The organism is Streptomyces sp. NPDC051578, from assembly GCF_044454045.1.
Lineage (GTDB): Bacteria > Actinomycetota > Actinomycetes > Streptomycetales > Streptomycetaceae > Streptomyces.
Window position 1 is genome coordinate 849,722 of the sequence record NZ_JBITDH010000002.1, and the last position, 21,187, is coordinate 870,908.

General features: G+C 69.7%; 17 protein-coding genes and 5 pseudogenes. 15 read left to right on the plus strand and 7 right to left on the minus strand.

Annotated features, from left to right (window positions below; translation table 11 throughout):
* Positions 1-206: 206 nt before the first annotated feature.
* Positions 207-535 (plus strand): annotated as a pseudogene (locus tag ACIA6C_RS15095) (hypothetical protein); the annotation flags it as partial.
* Positions 536-564: 29 nt separating this feature from the next.
* On the plus strand, positions 565-1,293 hold the full coding sequence (locus ACIA6C_RS15100; RefSeq protein WP_399275863.1) for an SMI1/KNR4 family protein: 729 nt from the start codon (positions 565-567) through the stop codon (positions 1,291-1,293).
* Positions 1,294-1,380: 87 nt separating this feature from the next.
* Here the strand turns inward: ACIA6C_RS15100 and ACIA6C_RS15105 are convergent.
* Positions 1,381-1,578: pseudogene (locus ACIA6C_RS15105) on the minus strand (ATP-binding protein); the annotation flags it as partial.
* Positions 1,579-1,803: 225 nt separating this feature from the next.
* Here ACIA6C_RS15105 and ACIA6C_RS15110 point away from each other — a divergent pair.
* Complete coding sequence (locus tag ACIA6C_RS15110; protein WP_399275865.1) at positions 1,804-2,613, plus strand: hypothetical protein; 810 nt, start codon at positions 1,804-1,806, stop codon at positions 2,611-2,613.
* 224 nt (positions 2,614-2,837) lie between these two features.
* A pseudogene (locus ACIA6C_RS15115) lies at positions 2,838-3,696 on the plus strand (alpha/beta hydrolase).
* 377 nt (positions 3,697-4,073) lie between these two features.
* Here the strand turns inward: ACIA6C_RS15115 and ACIA6C_RS15120 are convergent.
* On the minus strand, positions 4,074-4,529 hold the full coding sequence (locus ACIA6C_RS15120) for a hypothetical protein (RefSeq protein WP_399275867.1): 456 nt from the start codon (positions 4,527-4,529) through the stop codon (positions 4,074-4,076).
* Between the two features lie 358 nt (positions 4,530-4,887).
* On the opposite strand from ACIA6C_RS15120, the gene ACIA6C_RS15125 reads away from it, so the two are divergent.
* Complete coding sequence (locus ACIA6C_RS15125) at positions 4,888-5,124, plus strand: hypothetical protein (RefSeq protein ID WP_399275869.1); 237 nt, start codon at positions 4,888-4,890, stop codon at positions 5,122-5,124.
* 178 nt (positions 5,125-5,302) lie between these two features.
* Here ACIA6C_RS15125 and ACIA6C_RS15130 read toward each other — a convergent pair whose 3' ends face one another.
* Positions 5,303-6,046 (minus strand): AraC family transcriptional regulator, encoded by a 744-nt coding sequence (locus ACIA6C_RS15130; RefSeq protein ID WP_399276243.1) that lies wholly within the window; start codon positions 6,044-6,046, stop codon positions 5,303-5,305.
* A 54-nt stretch (positions 6,047-6,100) separates the two neighbouring features.
* Between ACIA6C_RS15130 and ACIA6C_RS15135 the strand changes: the two are divergent.
* The 3 genes and pseudogenes from ACIA6C_RS15135 to ACIA6C_RS15145 all read left to right on the plus strand — a co-directional run.
* Positions 6,101-6,538: pseudogene (locus ACIA6C_RS15135) on the plus strand (MFS transporter); the annotation flags it as partial.
* Positions 6,539-6,689: 151 nt separating this feature from the next.
* On the plus strand, positions 6,690-7,889 hold the full coding sequence (locus tag ACIA6C_RS15140) for a trans-sulfuration enzyme family protein (RefSeq protein WP_399275871.1): 1,200 nt from the start codon (positions 6,690-6,692) through the stop codon (positions 7,887-7,889).
* Between the two features lie 585 nt (positions 7,890-8,474).
* Positions 8,475-8,906 carry a CAP domain-containing protein gene (locus tag ACIA6C_RS15145; RefSeq protein WP_399276245.1) on the plus strand — a complete coding sequence of 144 codons (432 nt, stop codon included), beginning with the start codon at positions 8,475-8,477 and terminating at the stop codon, positions 8,904-8,906.
* Positions 8,907-9,235: 329 nt separating this feature from the next.
* Here the strand turns inward: ACIA6C_RS15145 and ACIA6C_RS15150 are convergent, their stop codons facing one another.
* From ACIA6C_RS15150 to ACIA6C_RS15160, 3 genes are all read right to left on the minus strand, one after another.
* Positions 9,236-9,817, minus strand: a complete 582-nt coding sequence (locus ACIA6C_RS15150; protein WP_399275873.1) for a hypothetical protein — start codon at positions 9,815-9,817, stop codon at positions 9,236-9,238.
* Between the two features lie 685 nt (positions 9,818-10,502).
* Entirely contained in the window at positions 10,503-11,459 is a 957-nt protein-coding gene (locus tag ACIA6C_RS15155; RefSeq protein WP_399275875.1) for a hypothetical protein, read from the minus strand.
* Positions 11,460-11,461: 2 nt separating this feature from the next.
* Positions 11,462-11,854: a hypothetical protein gene (locus ACIA6C_RS15160; protein WP_399275877.1), complete on the minus strand. Its 393-nt coding sequence runs from the start codon at positions 11,852-11,854 to the stop codon at positions 11,462-11,464.
* Positions 11,855-12,440: 586 nt separating this feature from the next.
* On the opposite strand from ACIA6C_RS15160, the gene ACIA6C_RS15165 reads away from it, so the two are divergent.
* The 3 genes from ACIA6C_RS15165 (at position 12,441) to ACIA6C_RS15175 (ending at position 16,782) form a co-directional block, all read left to right on the plus strand.
* A complete protein-coding gene (locus ACIA6C_RS15165; RefSeq protein WP_399276247.1) occupies positions 12,441-15,269 on the plus strand; it encodes a CHAT domain-containing protein in 2,829 nt (942 codons plus the stop codon).
* A gap of 553 nt (positions 15,270-15,822) precedes the next feature.
* Complete coding sequence (locus ACIA6C_RS15170) at positions 15,823-16,272, plus strand: SRPBCC family protein (protein WP_399275880.1); 450 nt, start codon at positions 15,823-15,825, stop codon at positions 16,270-16,272.
* A gap of 201 nt (positions 16,273-16,473) precedes the next feature.
* On the plus strand, positions 16,474-16,782 hold the full coding sequence (locus ACIA6C_RS15175; RefSeq protein WP_399275882.1) for a DUF3253 domain-containing protein: 309 nt from the start codon (positions 16,474-16,476) through the stop codon (positions 16,780-16,782).
* 17 nt (positions 16,783-16,799) lie between these two features.
* Here ACIA6C_RS15175 and ACIA6C_RS15180 read toward each other — a convergent pair whose 3' ends face one another.
* On the minus strand, positions 16,800-16,991 hold the full coding sequence (locus ACIA6C_RS15180; protein WP_399275884.1) for a hypothetical protein: 192 nt from the start codon (positions 16,989-16,991) through the stop codon (positions 16,800-16,802).
* Between the two features lie 1,019 nt (positions 16,992-18,010).
* On the opposite strand from ACIA6C_RS15180, the gene ACIA6C_RS15185 reads away from it, so the two are divergent.
* From ACIA6C_RS15185 to ACIA6C_RS15200, 4 genes and pseudogenes are all read left to right on the plus strand, one after another.
* Positions 18,011-18,736 carry a dienelactone hydrolase family protein gene (locus tag ACIA6C_RS15185; protein WP_399275885.1) on the plus strand — a complete coding sequence of 242 codons (726 nt, stop codon included), beginning with the start codon at positions 18,011-18,013 and terminating at the stop codon, positions 18,734-18,736.
* Positions 18,737-19,047: 311 nt separating this feature from the next.
* A complete protein-coding gene (locus tag ACIA6C_RS15190; RefSeq protein WP_399275887.1) occupies positions 19,048-19,482 on the plus strand; it encodes a cupin domain-containing protein in 435 nt (144 codons plus the stop codon).
* Between the two features lie 621 nt (positions 19,483-20,103).
* On the plus strand, positions 20,104-20,235 hold the full coding sequence (locus tag ACIA6C_RS15195) for a hypothetical protein (RefSeq protein ID WP_399275889.1): 132 nt from the start codon (positions 20,104-20,106) through the stop codon (positions 20,233-20,235).
* Between the two features lie 260 nt (positions 20,236-20,495).
* A pseudogene (locus ACIA6C_RS15200) lies at positions 20,496-21,104 on the plus strand (IS630 family transposase); the annotation flags it as partial.
* Positions 21,105-21,187: the final 83 nt, after the last annotated feature.

The following is a 21,187-nucleotide window of genomic DNA, read 5'->3' on the forward strand; positions in this document are numbered from 1 at the left end:
GCCGTGACCCCTGACGAGCGCGCGCGAGCAACGGAGGAGGCCTCGTGACGCCGCCCTGGACGCGCAAGAACGCACCGCGAACCTCCCGGGCAAGCCCTCAGGCCCCGTCTGCCCCATCCGCCACTGGCCGTCGACCGCCAGGACCAGGCGTCCCGGTGCGCGGTCTGCTTCAAAGCTCTTTCGACTCGTCGATAGCCTTCGTCTTCATGACGCGCGCTTGGATCTCTCCCATGCCGCTGGTGCTTTGCGGCTCAGTCCTTGCGGCTCGACTTGCCCTTACTGGAACTCCCGCCGCAGCCGCAGCCGTTCTGCTGGTCTGCGTGCTGCTCGCAGGCGTCAACTCCCTCTGATCTTCCCGAGGTCGGTCGGCACGCTGGAAGCACAACGACGCAGCGCCGTCGACGGCCGACCGGTCGTCTTCTGGCGGCCAGGCTGCAAGTACTGCATCCGACTACCTGACCAGTGCCCTTACGGAACTGTGTGCCAGAACCGAGTTCCAAGAACACTCCGCCGGCGTGTCGGGGTGTGGAGGGACTTGATGAGCGGGACAGATATCGTCCTGGCATGACACAAGAGTTCGAACTTGCTGCGTCTCTTGCCAGAGGCGTCGAAGGCCGTAGTGGCGCATGGGGCTTCATCCAGGGCTTCGCCGCCCACTGGGCTGAGGCCCTGGAGAGCGGTGACGGGTGGACGGAGGCCGATCTGGACGCTGCCGAGGAGAGGCTGGGTGTCCGGCTGCCGGTGGCGTTGCGCGAAGCGTATCTTTTGTTCGGGCGCCGTCGGGACCTCACCAGCAACCACGACGTGCTGCTCGGCCCGGCCGAGCTGTATGTGGATGACGCCAAGGAGGCCTTGGTCTTCCGTGACGAGAACCAAGGAGCCGCGTCCTGGGGCATCCTCCTCGACAACCTCCAGGATGACGATCCTGCAGTGTTCATCCGGCCTGACCTTGCCGACAAGAGCGCCGAACGGTGGGAGGAGTGGCTGGAGCGACTTTCCCTCTGTTTCGTCGAGATCGTGCTGTCTGAATCTCTGCGATCCGGCGAAGAGCTTTGCGACTTCCTCGACCCGGACGACGACAGCATTGGGCTCCTGGAGGAGAACGCCGTCCGGCTGCCCTTCCCCGCATATCCCATCAGCGAGGAGGAGCACACCGTCCGGTGGTTCCTGGGCCAGGACGTCCTTCTGCGTGACGACGATGGCATGGCCATCCTGGCTCGCGGCCGGACGGCAGAGGACCTCGACCGCGTTCGTGACCTGATCCCCGGGGACTGGCTCAACGACTATCGCTGACCACGTAACAGGCTTCGGCCAGCGGAGTCGCCCGCGCCGGAGTCAGCTCAGGGGCTGCTGTTCGGCTCAGGCTCGGGTGGTGGCCAGGCGGTCGAGTTCCATGTAGGCGAGCTCGTCGATGCAGAGGAGATCGACGCGGCCATAGCGGGCGATGGTCTTGGTCAGCTGCTTCTCTCGGCGGCCTCGACCAGCTCGTTGACCAGCTTCGTCGCCAGGACGTACTTCACCCGGAAACCGGCCATCACTGCCTCGGTGCCGAGCGATCAACAGGTGCGACTTGCCGGTCTCGAAACTCACTCCACAGCCACGACGGTCCTCCGCGTCGGGCAAGCAGGCGCTGCAACGACCCGGCGACCTGCGCAGGGTCGCGGGGCCGGCCAGTGCGGGGCCGGCCGACGTACTGGCTTCGGCAAAAGCCGTTCAGCCCCGGAACCGGGTGCCCACCGGCGGCGTCTACGCCGCCGCAAGTGGACAGCACCGTCGGCACCGACCACCTGAGGAGCATCCGCGATGACCTGGAGAGACCGGAGAACCTGGAGAGCACTGATCGCGAGTACGGCCGTACTGATCGGCCTGATCGCCGCCGGAACGTCACCCGCCTTCGCCGGCATCGACGGGCGGGATCCCTGGGTCGACCAGCACTGTGGCATAGAAACCATCGGGAGCGGCAAGACGACCGTCGCCGTGCCCGTGGACCGGCTCAGCCTGAATTTCGAATCCATCGGGCACGACCCCGCCGGGTCCAAGATCACCGTCGTCTACACCATCCCCGGCACCAGCAAGTACGGCACCCTCTTCGGCCAGTACGACCCCGCCCGGGCGAACGCCGTCTTCAACTACACGATCGACTACCCGCCCGCCGACTCGTCGCTGAGCATCAGCTTCGAGATCGCCTGGCCCGACGGCACCTACTACAGCAACACGCTGACGCGCCCCCTGCTCCACTGCACGCGGGACAACACGAGCGACGTCGACAAGAGGTGGTGGCGGGACGCCGCCCCGGTCACCGTCTTCCAGCAGTGCACGACCGTCGGCACCTGGCCGTTCACCGTCCGCGCGGTGGACGTGACCGTGCACCGCTCGCACGACGAGCCCGTCTCCGCGGGAGTGCCGGTCTGGACCGACTACTGGATCCCCGGCAAGAAGGACTACATCCCGGGAGCGTCCGGCACCACCGACTCCACCGGTGACTCCTGGCAGACGTTCAGACTGGTCGCCCCGCCCACCGGCGCCGAACTCGACATCCTGTCAACGCTGCGGGACACCTCCACCTCGCCCTACTCCTGGCCCGTGCACACCTGGGTTCCGATCGCCTGCTAACCGGATGCAGGCAGGGGAGCCGGGGCACGTCCGACCCGCAACGCCCGTCGAGCCGCCGGATCCGCTACGTCGGACGTCGACGGGGGAGAACCAGACCGCTGCCTTCGGCCGTCTGGCACCCGGGGCCCGGCTCCCCGGCTGCTGCCGGGTGAGTACTACGGCTCATCAGGGGCACGCGCGACGGCGGTACTGTGGACATCCCCCGTCACCGGGAGGGGCGTTGCGTGTTCGAGGAGTTCACCGCCAGGACGGTGCGCACCGCGGACGCATCTGTCTTCGTTCGGTACGGCGGCGAGGGGCTGCCCCTCTTGCTGTTGCACGGCCATCCGCGCACGTCCGCGACCTGGCACCGGGTCGCGCGTCTTGGTGCGGCGCGGTTTCACCGTCGTCTGCCCTGACCTGCGGGGCTACGGGCGCTCGCGCGGCCCGGAGCCCGCTCCTGATCACGTCCCGCACTCCAAGCGTGCTGTGGCCCAGGACATGGTGGAGGTCATGCAGGCGCTCGGACACCGGCGCTTCGGGCTCGTGGGGCACGACCGGGGGGTCGCCGTGGCGCTCCGCCTGGTGCTGGATCACCCCTCGGTGGTGTCCCGGGTGACGTTCGTGGACGGCCTGCCTCTGAGTGAGCACCTGGCCCGCGTCGACGCCCGGTTCGCCACCGCGTGGTGGCACTGGTTCTTCTTCGCCCAGCCGGAGACTCCCGAACGCGTCATCAACGCCGACCCCGACGCCTGGTACCGGAGCACGCCCGAGGCCATGGGGCAGGAGAACTAGGACGAGTGGCGGGCGGCCACCAGGAATGCGGGCGTCGTCCGCGCCATGCTGGAGGACTACCGTGCCGGCTCACCGTGGACCGCCGCCACGAGGAGGCGGACCTAGCCCGCGGCGCACGGATCGACTGCCCCGTCCAGGTCCTGTGGTCGCTGCGGGACGACCTGGAGGACCTGTACGGCGCCCCGCGCACCATCTGGCGCGACTGGGCCGATGACGTCCGGGGCCATGGCATCGACGCCGGCCACCACGTTGCCGAGGAAGCCCCCCGGCCCGCTCACCGCAGCCCTGGGCGACTTCTTCACCGACTGACCCTGCCCTGCGTCCCGCCCCGTCAACAACCCCTGCCCCAATGGTCCACCCGCAGCTCCGGCCGCAGCAGGGGACAGGCGATTCATCCCCAACCACCTGCGGCTGAGCCTGTCCGGTCATTGTCGGGCCGCATGGTCGGCTAGGTCCTGCGCGCCCTGACCACCCGGCCCGGCGCCCCGGTGCCCGACAGCCCAGCGTCTCCGCCTCCGCTGCCTGCTCCTCCATCGCCCCCACCGGCGCAGCCCACGGCCAGGCCGCGCCTGCGGAGTCTGCGGTGCCGCGCACCGCAGACTCCCGTCGGGCGTTTGAGTGGCCCGGCTGCCCGCTCAGGCGAGTCGCCGGGCCGACCGTGACGAAGTCCGCCGGGCGGCGGGGCGTCAGCAGGTGAGGGTGACCTCGTGCACGACCGGCCGGGGCGCCCAGGGGAAGGAGGCCACGCCGAACGTGCCGCGGACCGTCGTGCCGCAGGGGACGGTGCTCGCGGGGCCGCGCACCTCGAGCGTCGTGGAGGTGAAGATGGCCGGCTTGTCCTGAGTGAGAGGCGGGGCGCCGGCGCCCACGACTTCGGCGGACAGCGTGGTGAGCAGTTCCTTGGGGGCCGGAGCCGGGCTGCCGGGGGAGGGCGGCCCGGCGAGGCTGACCTTGCCGTAGAACTGCACCGTGTTACCGGTGACCTCCGCGCACAGCCGGGTGAGCAGGCCTGCCTGGAGACCCGAGTTCCCGCAGGTGGTCACGGTCTCGTCGGCGGCGGCCTCAGGGGCCGCGGCGGCCGGTCCGGCGGCCAGAACGGTCAGGCCGGCAACGCAGGTCGCGAGAAGGGCAAAGCGGTTCATGGGGACGTGCTCTCCTTGTGTATTCGTCGGTGCGTGACGGGTCATCAACCCACCCTGTGCGATGTGATATTTCACATCGCACAAGAACGCGAGATGACCGCGCCCTGAAGTCCTCCCGCCGGGGGGCGAAACTCTCCGGCGCAGCAGTCAGCCCGATGTCCCGTGGCCGAGCAACGCAAGCTCCGCCTCGCCCAGCCCCATGTCCGCGGCCCGGGCGAGCCGGAAGTGGAAGCCGAACGGCTGGCGGCGACGTCTTCAACGAAGGTGATCCCGTTCGGTAGAGCCGTGCGCTCACTGCGTTCCGGCCGAAAGGGTCACCGCGCTCCGGGCCGGGCCCCACGGCAAAGTCGCTCCGCAGATGGAACCGCTCGCAGCCGCGCTGGCGGACGCTCCCTCACCGTTCCCCGCCATCCAGTGGCTCGAGGGGAACCCGACCACCAAGCTCCTCGCCCAGCTCGTGGCCGAAGGCCACGGCTCAGCCACGAGCTGCTGGACGAACTCCCGCCCAGTCCGAACCAGCGCCATACCTGCCAACTCCAGCTCCATACGCGGGCCTGGAGGACGGTGCCAGTGCGAGATCGAGTTCGTCCAGTGACACCCTGGTCGCAGCGAGGAATGCGGGTGCGGCTTCGTGCATGTGATCGGCCTCCCGCTGGCGAAGTCATGCAACCCGGTCCCGGTTGCCGAAAGCAGCCTGGGCTATTCCGGTTTCTGCATCACCTTCCGGCACCCCCCCGCCGGATCCGTCATCGGGCCGGGGCTCGTGGGTCGCGTCAGTCCGTGGGGTGGGAGCCAGGGGTGTGGCCGAAGGCGCGGCGGAAGACGTCGATGAAGGCGCTGGCGGAGGACCAGCCGCACTGGTGGGCGACCGTGGTCACCGGGGTGCGCTCGGTCAGCAGGATCAAGGCGTGGTGCAGGCGCAGTTGGGTGCGCCATTGCGGGAAGGTCATCCCGAGGTCGCTGCGGAACAGCCGGGACAGCGTGCGGTCGCTCGCCCCGACCTCCTTGCCGAGCTCGGCGAGCGTGCGACCGTCACCGGGGTCGGCTTGCAGGACGTCACACAGGGTGCGCAACAGGGGCGTGGTGGGGGTGGGCAGGTGGAGCGGTTGCTGGGGTGAAGTCCGCAACTGGTCGAGGAGGACCGCGCGCAGCCTCGCCCGCTCGTCGCTGCCGTCGTCCCCGTCGTGCGTATAGGCGATGATCAGTTCGCGTAGCAGCGGGCCGACGGCCAGCACGGTCGGTGCGCCGAGGCCTAGCGGATTCTCGACCGCGGGCAGTCCCACCAGGTGCAAGTCGAGCTCGCCGTAGGCCCGATGCTCGTGCACGGTGCCGGCGGGCACCCAGATGGCGCGGGTTCCCGGGGCGACCCAGGACCCCTCGCTGGTCGTGATGGCGAGCACCCCGCGGCCGGCATAAATGATCTGGTGGTCGTCGTGCCGGTGGGCGTGGATCGCCTCGCCCGACGCCAACCGCTGCGTGCGGGTTGGCGCGACGGACGCATGGCGGATTTCCGTCATCATGTGGCAGTTTATCGGAAGCGGGACACGCTGGTGGGCCCGGAGCATGATGGTGTGCGAAGGAACGCCTCGATAACCCTGCTGTCCGTCGGCCACGCTCGCGTCGACATCCGCCCCGTGGCGGCCCTCGTGCCGTTCTTCATCGTCGGACGTGACTTCACCTGCGCCGTCGCCCGGGGCATCGTGCTGGCCGCCTCGCTCCTGCCCTCGGCGGTACAGCCCCTGTTCGGGGCGCTCACGGACCGCTGGGCCATGCCCTGACTGCTGCTGCCCCTCAGCCCACTGCTCGGCGGCGTCGGCATCACGCTGAGCGGCCTGAGCGGCGGCTCGTACACGCTCACCCTCGCGTTCGTCGCGATCCCAGGCATCGGCGTGGCCGCCTACCACCCGGAATCCGCCCGCGCCGCCCGCCCCGCCCCCCAGTGCATCCACCGGGCCACGGGCTGGTTCTCCAGCAGCGGCAACATCGGCTGCACGCTGGCCCCGCTCATGGCAACCCACCGCGCCGCACCTCCGGGACCACGCCGGAGCGGCAGGCCGCCGACAACTACACCGACTCCGCGCCTGCCACTGCGCACCAGTCAGGCAACCACGGACCCTTTTGACCCCTGCCCTGTCGCATTGACCACCAAAGGACGAACTGATGGACTCCGAGACGCTGCTGATCCACGCCGGTCGCCAGACCGCGGGAGCCGCCAATGCGGTGAGCCCTCCCCTGGTGCGCACCTCGACGACCGTGTTCGACTCGTACGACGCCTACAAGCAGGCACAGGGCGGGCTGGTCTTCGACGGCCCGCGCTACGGCAGATCCGGCACGTCGACGACGTTCGAACTGCAACGCGCCGTGGCCCAGGTCGCGAACACCGAGACGTGCATCGCCACCAGCAGCGGGCTGGCGGCGATCACCGCCGTGCTCGCCGCGCACGCCGGCCCCGGACGCCACATCCTCATCGGCGCCGGCGTGTACGGGCCCACGCGGGTCTTCTGCGACAACGTACTGATCCCGTCCGGAACCGACGTCGAATACTTCACCCACGACGCCGACGTGGCGTCCCTGCTGCGCGCGAGCACGAGCCTCGTGTTCGTCGAGACGCCCGCCTCGTTGACGATGGAGATGTGGGACGTACCCGCCATCTGCGTGGCGGCCCACGACCGCGGGATACCCGTCGCGTGCGACGCGACCTGGGGAACACCGGTCTTCTTCGACGCGCATGCACTCGGGATCGACATCTCCGTCCACGCCGCGACCAAGTTCATCAACGGCCACTCCGATCTCCTGCTCGGACTCGTCACGGGAACCCTCGACGCGCTGGCCGGCGTCCGCGCGTACTGCGACCGCAGCGGAACCCACGCCGCCCCGGACACCTGCTGGCTCACCCTGCGTGGACTGCGCACCCTGGCCGTGCGCATGGACCGCCACCAGCGCTCCGCGCTCGCCGTCGCGCAGTGGCTGGAGTCCCAGCCCTCCGTTCAGCGCGTCCTCTTCCCGGCCCTCGACACCGATCCCGGCTACGAGCTGTGGCAGTCGCAGTTCTCCGGCGCGGGAGGCCCGTTCACCGTCGAACTGGCCCCGTGCAGCGAAGCCGCCTTCACCCGGTTCATCGACAACCTCTCGCTGTTCGGTCTCGGCACGAGCTGGGGAGGTTTCGAGAGCCTGGTCATGCCCGCCGTGCCCCACCAACTGCGGGCCCTGGCCGCCCCGGCGAACGCGTCCCGACTCGTCCGCTTCCACATCGGCCTCGAAAGCCCCGAAGACCTCTGCGACGACCTGGCCACGGCACTCACCGCACTGCAGGACCATGCAGACACCACCGCGGGCACACGGCGGCAGGCAAGCGCATGACCCATATCGTCATCCCGAGGTGTGCGCCACGGCAGAGCCCGGCCAGGTTTCACGCGCCCCTGGCCGCGACCGAGTACGGCCAACAGTTGCTCTGGATGCCGACGTGTGCCGTGTGACGGCACGCCCTATGGCAACCGTGCGAGCTGGTCGATGCAGGCAGGTCGACCCGCTGGGAGTCGAAGCGATCGTCCACGCAGCGGAAGGGCACGGTGGAGGCGCTGAGCGGTGCGGTGGCGGAGATGCTGCTGGTCGCTGAGCGGCGGCGAGTTTCCGCGAAGCGTTCCGGGTGCTGGCTGGCCCATTGGTCTTGCCGAGGGGCCGTTCCGTCCCCGCCAGCCGCCCACCGGCCCCCGACGCGACCGGGTGGCCCAGGTAGCAGCCTGGACATGACGTCGAAGCCAAAGCGACTGGTCGCCTCACCCGAGCGCTCGAAACCACTGTTCGTTTTCGCGGGAGGTGTACGTCGTGAAACGCACTGTCTCGCCGACCCGGAGGCTCATCGGTCCGGCCGTTGCCGCCATCCTGGCGGCGACGCTGGTACCCGCAGCCGCGTCCTCGGACGCAGCTGCCCAGCCCGGGGATGTAGTGGGCTTGATCAACGCGCAGCGTACGCAGCGGGGGCTGCCGGCGCTGACGGTCAACGCCGCCCTGAACACCGCTGCCCGGCAGCACGCCGCTGCGGCCGTACAGCTGAAGTGGTGGGGGCCGGGCCAGGATCCGCACACCAACCCGCAGACGGGCTCGACACCGCAGAGCCGCATCATGGGGGCCGGCTACTGCCCGAACCCCCGGTCGTGGCAGGTCGCTGAAATCACGTACACCGGCTGGGGCACCTCGGGCACGCCGAGCGCCGCCATCAGATGGTGGATGAACAGCCCGGCACACCGCGCGAACATCCTCAACGGGACGCTGCGCGACATCGGCAGCGCGGCGTTGGCCGGCTCCGCGGACCGGGCCGGAGCCGGCGCGAGCGGCGCCGCGACGTACGGGGTGACGTTCGGGCGTTGCCAGCGCTGACCTCCTGCTCCCACAACAGCCCTCTGAGTAAGCCACCGTGTAGCCCTTGGCGTAGGCCGTCGTCTGGGACCGGCCGCTGCAAGGCACCGGACTCGGGCGCGGGAGGCGGCGGCAGCGGCTCCGGCGAGGGCTGGTACACGTCGTGGGGTTCGGCTGCGGAAACGAACGCGCCGCCCACTGACACTGCTCGGCCACCACCCTGCGCCGACGCCGCGGCAAGTGGACCGATGCCGGCGTGGCGGACCGGCTACGGATGCCCGGCTAGCTACTCGCGTACTCACCGACGTCGACCGCACCCCTCTCAGGCCGCGGTGCGCCCTCAGGCAGGCTCAGCCATCAGCCCTTGCTGCGAGCACGGCTGCCGCGCTGACCTGCCGGTGGCCCTCCTCGCCCCGGAACCAGATCCAAGCCTGACGTTCGCGCGGGAACTCCCTGCTCACGCAGGTGAACTCCATGACGGCGACGGCATCGGACATCCGCCAGCTCAGCATGGGGCCTGACGCCTCAGCGACCTCGCCGAGGTCGTCCAGTTGCCGGGCGACAGCGGGGCCGAGGCCACTGATCGGCCACGGATCCCAGGCCGAGACCTCGTCCATGACGGCGTGGGACTCGATCCGGTGGATCATGGAGGCCTCCGTCTCCTGGAAGACACCGTCACCGGCGGTACTCTCGGCTCCCAGACGACCGTCGGTGTGGGCGAGGCAGCGCACCGGGTGGGCAGCACGCGGGCCGTCCCAGTCGAAGAACCAGCCCCGAACGGGATCGGGCCACACACGTGCGCCCAGCTCGTGGGTCCATTCAAGGCTGTACTCCGCGCGTCCTCCATTGGGGTCCGCGAGACTTCTGCGCACGGAGTAGCGCAGTCCTCCGTATTTCTGGGCGAAGCCCTCGCGCCGGATCACCAGATCCATCGGGGCGGGGACCGTGCGACCCTTGCGGTCGCGGACCCGCAGCAGTTCCGTGGGAAGCCGAGGCTCCGTCGGCTCCTGCCGAAATCCGGTGCGGTCGAGTAGGCGTTGGGCGCGTGGCGAGAGACTCGTGGTGTCTTCCAGGACGTGCATGTACTTCTTTTTTCGACGTGAAGACTGCGACTGCATCAGCAAACGCACAGTACTCGGCTCACCCTGCCAGCGTGAAGCCGGCTTCGTATACCCGGCCGGCGGGTCGGGTCGACCCGAGGTGACCGGACCGTCCGTCGTCAGCGCATCATTCGCCGGGCGGAGTCCGCGCCGTACCGGGCCGCATCCAGGAGCCGGTGGAACTCGTCGTCGATCGCCGACGGCTCCGTACGGCGAACCAGCCGCAGGTACTCTCCGCCGCCCCCCGCTGGAGCTTCGGCTACAGCGCCCCGTCGGCCCCGTCGAGGCCGAGCGGGCACCGCGTGGGCGAGACGTCCGTTGGTGCTGTCGGGCACGAGGACGTGCCCGAGCACGCTGTCGACGGCGATCAAGCCGACCGCCTGGGCGAGGCCACGGCCACCTCGGAGTTCAGGAGCAGCCGCCCGGACCGAGACGCCGACTTGTCGGTCAGACCGTTATCCACCGTCCTCGCCATCACGTGCACACAGGTCACCGGCGCATCGTCCGTGGTCGGGTGTTACACCGCAGGACTTGCAGGGCCGGGTGGGCTCGGGGTGCGGATGCGGAGTTGACGGCTGAGGGCATCGCCCAGGGCGCTGTCCAGTGGCCCGGTGTGGTCGATGCCGAGTTGGGCGGCCAGTTCGGTGGTGTGGAGTCGGGCGGCGGCCTCCAGGAGCCGGGCGTAGGTGTCCGCAGCGCTGCGCATGCGGTGCCTGCAGGTCAGGGCGAGGACGACGGCGAGCGGGGCGGCGGGCCACCACCACACGGTCAAAGGCGCGTACAGCAGGGTCCAGCCGGCGAGGGTGGTGGCTCGGGTGAGGGCTTGTTCGGCGCTGGTGATCTCGGCGCGGGTGGCTTCGGGCAGGACGAGCCACAGGTGAGGCCACAGGGTGGCCAGGTCCAGGTGGTGGTCGCGCTCCAGGCGGACGGTGACGGCGTGGATACGGTCGCCGCTCCATGTGGGTCGGTCCGGCGCCTCGGCCGCTATGCGCAGCAGCGCTTGGTACGCGGCTCGGCGCGGGGCGGGGTCGGCCCGGCGCTGCTGGAGCGCCAGGGTACGGGCGTCGGCGTCCAGTTGTTGCAAGTAGCGATTCCTGGCGGCGGTCCAGCGGGCCTGGCGGCGGGTGACGCGGCTGTGGGTCCACTGCCGCAACGGGCGCGGCCACGTGCGCCAATCGACGGCCAAGACGATGCGCTGGACCAGTGCCCCCAGCCCCTGGGCGGCCAGTCCGGCGACCGCCGCGGCGGCGAGGACCGCGCTCAGCAGGACGATTTGGCCACCCAGTGTGGTTGCTGCGGGGCTTTGGGCCCACTGGGTGATCCGCTCGGTGAGGCGGCGGGAGTCCAGGGCGTGAGCCTGGCCGAGGGTGCGGGCGGCGACGGTGGTTGCCAGGAACAGCGCCCCGGGCAGCGCCAGTAACGTCAGCCAGCGTTCGGCGAGTTTCTGTCCCAGGGCACTGAGGAACCCGCCCACCGCTACAGCCGCTCCGTGCGCAGGGGCCGGCCGCTGATCCGGCAGGGAGACGTGCCGGGCCCGTCGGGCCAGCCGAAGCGCGAGCACAGGCCGGTCGGGCAGAGCAACACCGACTCCGCGGGCATCGCGGAGTCGGCGCCGATCAGATTCAGGCCCCGCCCCTGGCCGCCATTGATGCCACGGGCGTCACCCGCGGCCAGCAGGGCCTCATGAAGGGCCTCCAGCGGCACGGTGGGGTCCTCACCGGCACGAAGCACCGACATCAGGTGGTCCAGTGGTGCTGCTCCCTGGGCGCTGTGATTCTGCAAATCCTCGCGTATGCGCTCCAACCGCTCGCACACGTGGGCAATGCCCGCACGCGTCCCCGCACCGAGACCGCTGTACTGGTCTGTCACCTCACGGCCCCCGTCCGTCGTCCGGGCTGTCGGTGCGGTCGTACCGGTCCTGACTGGGTGAACGTGCATTGCAGAGCCTGGTTTCGGCCAGACACTGGGCGACCATGCCCACCTAAGCCGGTCGGCAACCACAATCTGTCTTCTATGGCCATAGATTGACGATAGGTCAATAAGTGTGAGGAAGGAGAGGAAGGACCTCATGGGAAGGCGCGAGACGTTGCTGGCAGCGGTCGAGGAACGAATGGATCGGATGTCCGTCACGGACTTGTCTCCGTTACGGGGTGCCGCCGCACTTGACGACGCGCGGAGTCTGGCGGACTACATCGCCGACGGCGATGTAGATCTGGAGGCTGAGTACATTTTGGGCCTGTTCCACTTCTGCCGTGCTCCAGCTGTTCCCCAGGCCCAAGCCCAACAGGAGTGGGAGGACGCGCTCCGCTTCTTTAAGCGATTGTTCACTACGGTGGGCGTAGAAGGCATCCCGCAGTCGCTGCTCGCACCCCTCGCAGAGCGGGCGTTGCCTGATGCGGTGGACTTGCTTGATCGCGCGTCGAACACCACAGGGGATCCAGCACTCTTGACCTCGGTGGTGGACCTCGCAAGACGCATCGTGCGCACCCTGCCCGAGGAACACCCGAACCACGTCGTCTGCCTGTTCGTCCTCTTTAACGCCCTGAGTACACGGTTCGAGCGCAGCGGGGATCTCGATGACCTGGAGGAGGCGGTACGGGTGGCCCGGGCCGGCGTCCAGGACACTCGCGAGGGCCAACCCGAGCGGGCACTATGCCTGGGCAATCTCGGCCTCATCCTGCAATCGCGGTTCAAGCGCACCGGCGACCTCAAGGACATAGACGAGGCGGTGGAGGCGAACCGTGCCGCCGTCCGAGCGACCACCGACGCCCACCCGCAACGCGCGATCTGCCTGTCCAACCTCTGTGTCACCTTGCTGGACCGGTTCAACCGCTCCGGCGACCTCAGGGATGTGGACGAGGCGGTGGAGGCAGGCCGCGCATCCGTCCGAGCCACCCCGGACAGTCATCCGAACCAGGCTGCCCATCTGAGCGCCCTCGGTTCGGCCCTGCGGTTCCGCTTCCAGGGCACCGGGTCACTGGCGGACGCGGACGAGGCGGTCGATCTGGGCCGTTCCGCCGTTCGGGTCACCCCCGACGACCACCCGCAACGCGCAGAACGCCTAGTCCACCTCGGCGCCTCGCTGCGGATGCGGTTCGACCGCACGGGGACTCTGGCGGATCTCGACGATGCGGTCGATCTGGGCCGTGCCGCCCTCCGCCTCACCCCCGACGACCACCCGTCACGTGTCACCTACCTATCGGAACTCGCCGTGTCGTTGCAGATGCGGTTCGAGCGCAGGGGAGACCCCGAGGATGCGGACGACGCGGTGGAGGTGAACCGCTCCGCCGTCTGCATAGCCCCTGCCGACCAGCACCGGGTCATGCCTCTGGTCAACCTCTGCATCGCTTTGCAGAAGCGGTTCGAGCGCAGCGGCGACCTCGATGACCTGGACGAGGCGGTGGAGACGGGCCGCGCTGCTGTCCGCATCACCCCCGGCGACCACCCGAACCGCACCGGCCACCTGATCTGCCTGGCGCTCGCCCTACGGCTGCGCTACGCGCGTGCCGGCGCAGCGAGCGACCTGAAAGAGGAGCGGTCCGTGTGGGAGCAGGCCGCCGAGGTGACGACGGCTCCGCCGTGGATGCGTCTGCGGGCGATGCGCATGGCAGCACGCTTGGTCGCGTCCACGGATCCGGGCCGGGCTGCCGGACTCCTGGAGAAGGCCGTATTGCTGCTGCCGGAAGTGGCACCGCGTCGGCTACGGCGCAGCGACCAGCAACACGCCCTGGGCACCGACGCCTTCGGCCTCGCCGCTGATGCCACCGCGCTGGCCCTGGCCGACACGAGCCGCAACGCAACCGAACGCGCCGTACGGGCGCTGCGCATGGCGGAGGCCGGGCGCACCGTCCTCCTTTCCCAGGCGCTGGACACCAGAAGTGACCTCACCGACCTGCGTGAGCGGCACCCCGGCCTGGCCCGGCGCTTCACCGAACTCCGGGAACTGCTGGGCCGGGATCCCTTCGTGCCCCTCGGCCCTTCCGGCCCCGACCAGGCAGGGGGAGCCGACGGGACGGGCCGTGAGCGCCACCACCTGGCACAGGAACTGGAAGCATTGCTGGGGCGTATCCGGACCTGTGACGGGTTCGCCGCCTTCGGCCTGCCACCCACCCTCGACGACCTCCTGGCCGAGGCCACCCACGGCCCCGTGGTGACGTTCAACGTCAGCCCCTACCGCAGCGACGCGCTGCTCCTCACTCGCGACGGCATCACCTCCTGCCCGCTGCCCCGGCTCACCGTGGAGGCGGTCATCGACCAACTCGAAGCGTTTTACGAGGCGCTGGAAGAGGCAACAGCGCCAGAAGGCAGCCGGATCGCCGCTCAGCGGCGGCTGCGCCAGGTCCTGGAATGGCTGTGGGAAGCCGCGGCCGAGCCGGCGCTCACCGCGCTGGGCGCTCTGGGCGAGGCGATCCCACCGGCCGACGAGAGAGGACCGCTGCCGCGGGTATGGTGGGCGACCGGCGGGCTGCTCGGGATGCTGCCCCTGCACGCCGCCGGCTTCCACACCGACCCCGGGCAGGGCCCGCACCGCCGCACCGTCCTGGACCGGGTGATCTCCTCCTACACCCCCACCATCCGCGCTCTGCACCACACCCGCCGTCGCCGGCACCAGCGCCGGGGCCGGTCTGCCCCCACCCCCCGGTCCCTGATCGTCGCCATGCCGACCACTCCCGGCCTCAGCCCACTGGATCACGTGGCCGAGGAAGCCCGCCGGATCAGGGCCCTGCTTCCCCGCCCGATACAGCTCACCGCACCCGAGCCCGCGCTCAACGGATCGCCCGTTCCGCCGGGCGCTGAGCCCCCAACCGCTGCCGCCGTGCTCGCCTTGCTCCCGGAGTGCGGCATCGCCCACTTCGCCTGCCACGGCGACACCGACCACACCGACCCGTCCCGGAGCCTGCTCTTCTTGCACGACCACCTCACGGCGCCGTTGACCGTCTCGGCGCTGGCCCAGGTCGATCTCGACCGCGCGCAGCTGGCCTACCTGTCCGCCTGCAACACCGCGAACCCCACCGCCTCCGACCTCCTCGACGAGGCCATCCACCTCACCAGTGCCTTCCAGCTCGCAGGCTTTCCGCACGTCGTCGGAACCCTGTGGCAGATCGACGATCGCCTGGCCGGCGACATCGCCGAATCCTTCTACGCACACCTGGTGACCGACCCGCCCGGAACGCTCGACCCCGACCGGGCCGCCACCGCTCTCCACCACACGATCCGGGCGGTACGCGACCGCTACTCGGCAACTCCTTCCCTGTGGGCGGCCTACCTTCACGTCGGCGCGTGATCAAGCCGGACGCGGTGGGGGACTTGCTCAGGCCGCGGGGCGTTCGGTGCTTCCCGGGTGGACCACGTCACGGTCGGTGAAAACAAGGTCGGTTGGATCAGGGTCGGTGGATCACTTCGTGATCAAGTCGCCGCCCACGGGCAGCCCGTCCACCTGTCAGGCTGCCAAGAAACAGGACGACCTCGTCTCCGAGGACGGACCGCGGTCGAGCACGGCCTGGTCGACCCGCAGGATTGGGCGGAGGTGGCCTGTGCCGGGGTCGAGACCGCCGGGGCCGTGGTGCAGGCCCTGTCGAGCCCATGGTCGCTCTACACGCCGCAGGACGCCGCGACGGTCGCCTCCCGGCCGTTGCGCGTACCGCAGGGGCCCGATCCGGCCCGGGGTGCCGGGGGTGGCCCGGGGTGGGCCGGTTGCCGGTGACACGCCATGCGTACCGACCTCGGGCGGGTGGTGTCACCGAAGGGCGGAGGGGCGGGCACGCCGGACGGGGGAGGGATGCTCGCGCCCGCCGGCCACCGTCGGCAGGGCTCCGAGTCGTGGAAGGACTTCTTCGATGTCGCAGGTCAAGGAAACGATCGAGGTCGACGTGCCGGTGACGACGGCCTACAACCAGTGGACGCAGTTCGAGTCGTTCCCGCAGTTCATGGACGGTGTGGAGCGGATCGAGCAGCGCACGCAGACCCTCACCCACTGGGTGACGAAGGTCGCGGGAGTGCAACGCGAGTTCGATGCGGAGATCACCGAGCAGGTTCCGGACCAGAAGGTCGCCTGGGTGACCGTGGGCGGCAAGACCGAGCAGTCGGGGCTGGTCACCTTCCGCCCGATCGACCCGGCCCACACCGAGGTGACCTTGATGATGGACTTCGACCCCGACGGCATGGCGGAGAGCATCGGCGACAAACTGGGCTTCGTCGACCGGCAGGTCAAGGGCGACCTGAAGCGCTTCAAGCACTTCATCGAGGACCGGGGCACCGAGACCGGCGCCTGGCGCGGCAGCGTCTGACCTGCCCGCCCCCATCCCCGCCGTGCCCGGCGCCGCCGCGTGAGCCCGGGCACGGCACGGGGAGCGCAGGCGCCCCACCCTCGGGGAGCGCAGGCGCCCCATCGGCGCCGCACCCACCCCACGGTTTCGGCATACCGGCCCGAGGCGGCCGCACAGGCCCGCTGTCGGCGTACCGGACATCAGCGGTGCGACACTGGCGGAGTGACCGACAGCGAACGGCAGACCGACCGACGCCTGGAACGGATCATCCTGCAGCTGCTGGATCGTCGCGGTCCGGCCGCGACGATCTGCCCCTCCGACGCCGCGCGGGCGGCGTACGACGGGGAGGACGACGGCTGGCGCGCCCTCATGGAACCGGTCCGACGTGCGGCCCGGCGGCTCGTGGAGTCAGGGGAGGTGGAGATCACCCAGGGCGGCCGCCGGGTGGAGCCGACGAAGGCCCGCGGTCCGATCCGTATCCGCCGCGCCCGCCGACCCGGTAACGGCCCTGCGCCGTCCGAGGCGTCGTAGCCCGGTCTGCGGACTCGTCAGATGCGGCCGCCCACGAGCCTGGTCAGCGGGCCGACCTGGGGCTTGGCCGTCGAACGGCCGACCGCGAACGCCGCTCCGGCGACGCCGACGACGCTTGCGGCCGCACTCGCAGCGATCACCTTCCGGTTCTTGACGACCGTCCATGCAGCGGTGGCTGCAGTGGCTGCCTTGGCTGCGTTCGCTGTCACGGCCTCCCGGCCCGTCTGCAGACCGCTTGCCACAGCTCGGCCGGCGCTCTTGGCGGCGCGACGAGCCGGCCCATGGCCGCACGCTCCCGGCTCCGCCGCCTTGTCGCGGTGTCCTGTCCACGCCGGGACCCGTCGCAGGAGCCGCGAAGGAGAACGGGGCCCACGGGCCGGTCACCTCCACCTGCACTCCGGCTGTCGGACGCGCCGCCGCGTGCAGGGCCGAGTCGGGTGCACAGCACTTGCGAGCGGTGGCTGGCCGATACCCCCGTTGGCGGTCAGCCGGTGCTGGTCGAGTTGACCGTGCGTCGGCTGTACGGCGAGAACACTGACCACCCGCGGCACATTGGCCGAACAAGGCGAGGGGCTGAGCGTCCGGTAGGGCAGACGGACACCGGCGTCTCGTCGGCTTCTGTGAGCGGTGACCGTCGCTCTTGCGGGCCGAGCGGGCAGCCGATTCGCCGTGGCGCTGGGAAGCGTGGTCAGCCGAGCCTGTTACGGCTGCCGACGGCCCTGTCTGACCCGCGCAGGGTTGTAGCCGAGAGTCTTGGCGTCGAAGACTTCGCGACCCGCCGCGGACAGCAGTACAACACCGTGATCACCGACTCCGCGACCGGCCATCCTCTTGACCTGTTGCGGGCCGGGATGCGAAGACGCGGGCGAACTGGCTGCGCAAGCCCGCCGGCGTGGAGATCGTGTGCCGTGACCGAGGCGGCTCCTTCGCCGACGGCGCCCGCTTCGGCGCACCACAAGCAATCCCGAGAGTGGCCCAGTCCGGCGGCGCTCCGAGAAAGGCAGCCAGATCCGGGCCGAGGTCAGGATGCGCTGGTAGGTATCGGAACCCAACGTGGCGCCCGAGTCGTGCACTGGAGCAACACTCCACCATGGCGATTCCGAGAGAGTCGAAAAACGATCCCTTGCGACAGGAGGGTGACTCGTCCGGGTGTTGTCGGGACAGACCGCTGTCTGCCATCGGTGAACACCATCCGGAGCGGGGGCAACGGTCAGTAATGTCCAGAATCATGACGACGGTTACGACGCGTACGGTCGAGTATCCGGCCGACGGTTTGACGATGATCGGCCACCTCGCGCTCCCGGCCGGTGTCGACCGCCGGCCCGCGGTGCTGCTCGGACCGGAGGGCACGGGGCTCAGCGACGTCGAGCGCCGCAGGGCCGATGCGCTCGCCGAGCTGGGGTACGTAGCGCTGGCCTTCGACCTCCACGGTGGGCGCTATTTGAGTGACCCCGAGGAGATGCTGGCCCGCTGCTTGCCGCTGCTCGCCGATCCCGAGCGGATGCGAGACATCGGCCACGCGGCGCTCGACGTGTTGCACAGTGAACCGCGAACCGACCCTGACCGGATCGCCGCCGTCGGCTATGGCACGGGGGGCGCCATCGGGCTGGAGCTCGGGCGCGACGGCGTCGACCTGCGCGCGATCGCGACGGTCAACGGGCTGATCACGGGCCGACCGGGCGAGGCGGCGCACATCCGCTGCCCTGTTTGGGCCGGGGTCGGGTCGGAAGACCCGATCATGTCGCCCGCGCAACGGGAGGCGTTCACCGCCGAGATGCAGGCCGCGGGCGTCGACTGGCGCCTCGTGGTGTACGGGGGAGCCCTGCACGCCTTCCACCATCCATCGGTCGACCACACCGTGCGCCCCGGCGTCGGCTACCACCCCCGGCACGCACAGCGAGCCTGGCGTGACGTCGTCGCTCTGCTGTCCGAGTGCCTACCCGTCGCGGATTGATCCGATCGGCTCCTGATACTCACTCCTGCCCGCCGTCGTCGTTTCGTCCAGCTCTGAGGCCTCGTGGTCACGCAGTGAGCGCAGGGCGCGGGAGGCCGGGATGGAGGCGGCGTAGCTACAGCGGCCGAGCAGATCCAGGTTGCGGTGCTTGAGCGGGGCGAACCGGGCGAGATCTCGTCGCCAGTGGACGCGCCAACGGGATCGACGGCGACTCGTTAACGATTGACCGTTCCCGTCTATTCAGCCTTGGTCCTGCCCGTGTGCGCACGTCGTTGCCACCCCACGACGGCATCATCGGCCAGGATGCATCCATGGGTGAGATCTCCCCCCTGGTGCAGCACCTCGGACTGGAGCCGCACGCCGAGGGCGGCTGGTTCCGGAGGACCTGGCAGACCGGACCGGAAGCCGTCCCGGACGAGCGCCGCGGGCTCCGCCCCTGTGCGACCGGCATCTACTACCTCCTCCACCCCGGCGAGACCTCCCGCTGGCACCGCGTACGCTCGGACGAACTGTGGCTCTGGCACCGGGGCGGCCCCCTCACCCTGCACCTCGGTGGCACCGCAACCACACCCGACGAGGAACCCACCGCCGCAGTGTTGGGTCCCGACATCGAAAACGGACAGCAGCCGCAACTCCTCGTGCCGGCAGAGGTATGGCAGACGGCAACACCGACCGGCGACGAACCCACCCTGGTGTCCTGTGTCGTTGCTCCCGGCTTCCACCCCCATGACTTGGACATCCTGTGATTCCCCACCTTTCCACCAATGCCGTGCGTACCCAGATGTCCTGAGAGCCTCATACAACCGTGAGGCGAGGCGCAGCCCGGCGCGGTAGGTAGTGGCCGTCTTGGCGTACCGAGTGGCGAGGCGGCGCGACTGCTTGAACCCATTGATGCTCCGCTCGCGGGCGTTCGTCGCCTGCACACCGCTCTGTCGAAGGACGGCGGTCGGCTGTCGTGGTGGCCGAGCCGCTGCGCGTCCTCGAACCTGGCCGACTCGACCGGCGCGCGCCGCTTCTCATGCCGCACTGGCTTGGTCCCGCCGGTGCATTTGTCCCATCGGTTTACGATCACCAAGATCACGAAGGGGACGTCATGAGGCTGAAGTCTGGTACGGGTGGCCGAAGAATGGGATGAGCTCGGGTACAGCAACGGTGTGCTGCGGGGGACGATCGGTACGACAGCGGTCGTGCTCAGTGCGGCGATCGTCGCCCTTGCACTGCACCGTTTCCGCGTCGCCTCTCTAACGGTCGCTGGAGTGGTTGCCGTCGCCGGAGTGGGATGGCTGTCCACCCACTGAGGCACAGCGCGGGCAACGGTCCGGCGAACCTGGACCACCGAGGCCGGGAACCAAGACGGGGAACATCAGATGACGGACGCTGCCGTAGCCGGGTCCGGACCCAACGGCCCGACCGCGGCCCTCACGTCGGCCCGCGCCGGACTGGCGGTCGAGGATTTCGAGGCACACGAGCGCATGGGGGACTTCGCCACCGAGGCCTAGTTCGACTCGGAGGTGGTCCACAACATCTGCGCAGCGGTCCATCCTATGGCGCCGGTCTCCCCCTTCATGCGGTCGTTCCTCCGCGCGAGCACGGCGTCCGTATGATGCGTTCGCCCGCCACCTACGCCCGCCCTCTCAAGGACGAGCAGGACGCCGTCGCATGGAACACCCCCTGCTTCCAACGAGCAGGGGAGGCGGGATGGCATCACCGGTCAGGATCCGGAGGCCGATGGAGCCGGCGAGGCAGAAGCTCCAGCAGTTTGTTAGTCCGTGACGTCTGCCGCTTCAACGAGATCGGGCTCGCATGCCTGAACCCTCAGTGGGCGGGGAGTCCTCTGCGCCTGCTGAACCGTGACGACGAGGACTTCGTCATCCATACGGCCACCACCCGACCCACCATGCTGCGCAAACTGCCACTCGCGGATCGGTCGGCAAACTGGTCGGTCATCTGCGCAGGAACATGACCCGGCCCGTTCGGATCCGCCGGAGGCCCTGCGGTGCTTACTGGCCCGCCGTGAGGTTACCTTCCAGCGGACGAAATCCTGGAAGGGATTCCCCCGGTCCGGCCTTCAACGGCAAGCTGGAGCGGATCGAGTACGCGATCAACGAGCATACTGACCACACGTGCGCGTTCGCTGAGTTCCGCCGTACCGCCGCACCCACGGCATCACCTACTTTCAAGGCTGCCACTCCGTCGGCGACGACAAGCTGTGGGGAGCAACCGGCGCCGCAACGGCATGGAGCACACCTGGGCCTCCGTTCGAACGGTCCGCTCCACCCGCCCGGACGGCGCCCCGATCTACATAGTCCTCGACAACCTCTCCGCCCATTTGAACTGGAAGATTCGCAGGTCGCCCTCGAAGAACCGACGGCGGCGGGGGACGGCTGGGGGGCGGCGTGGGTACGGGACCGGGACGCGCACCCCGCCGTCATCGCGGGCCAAGGGCCGCCC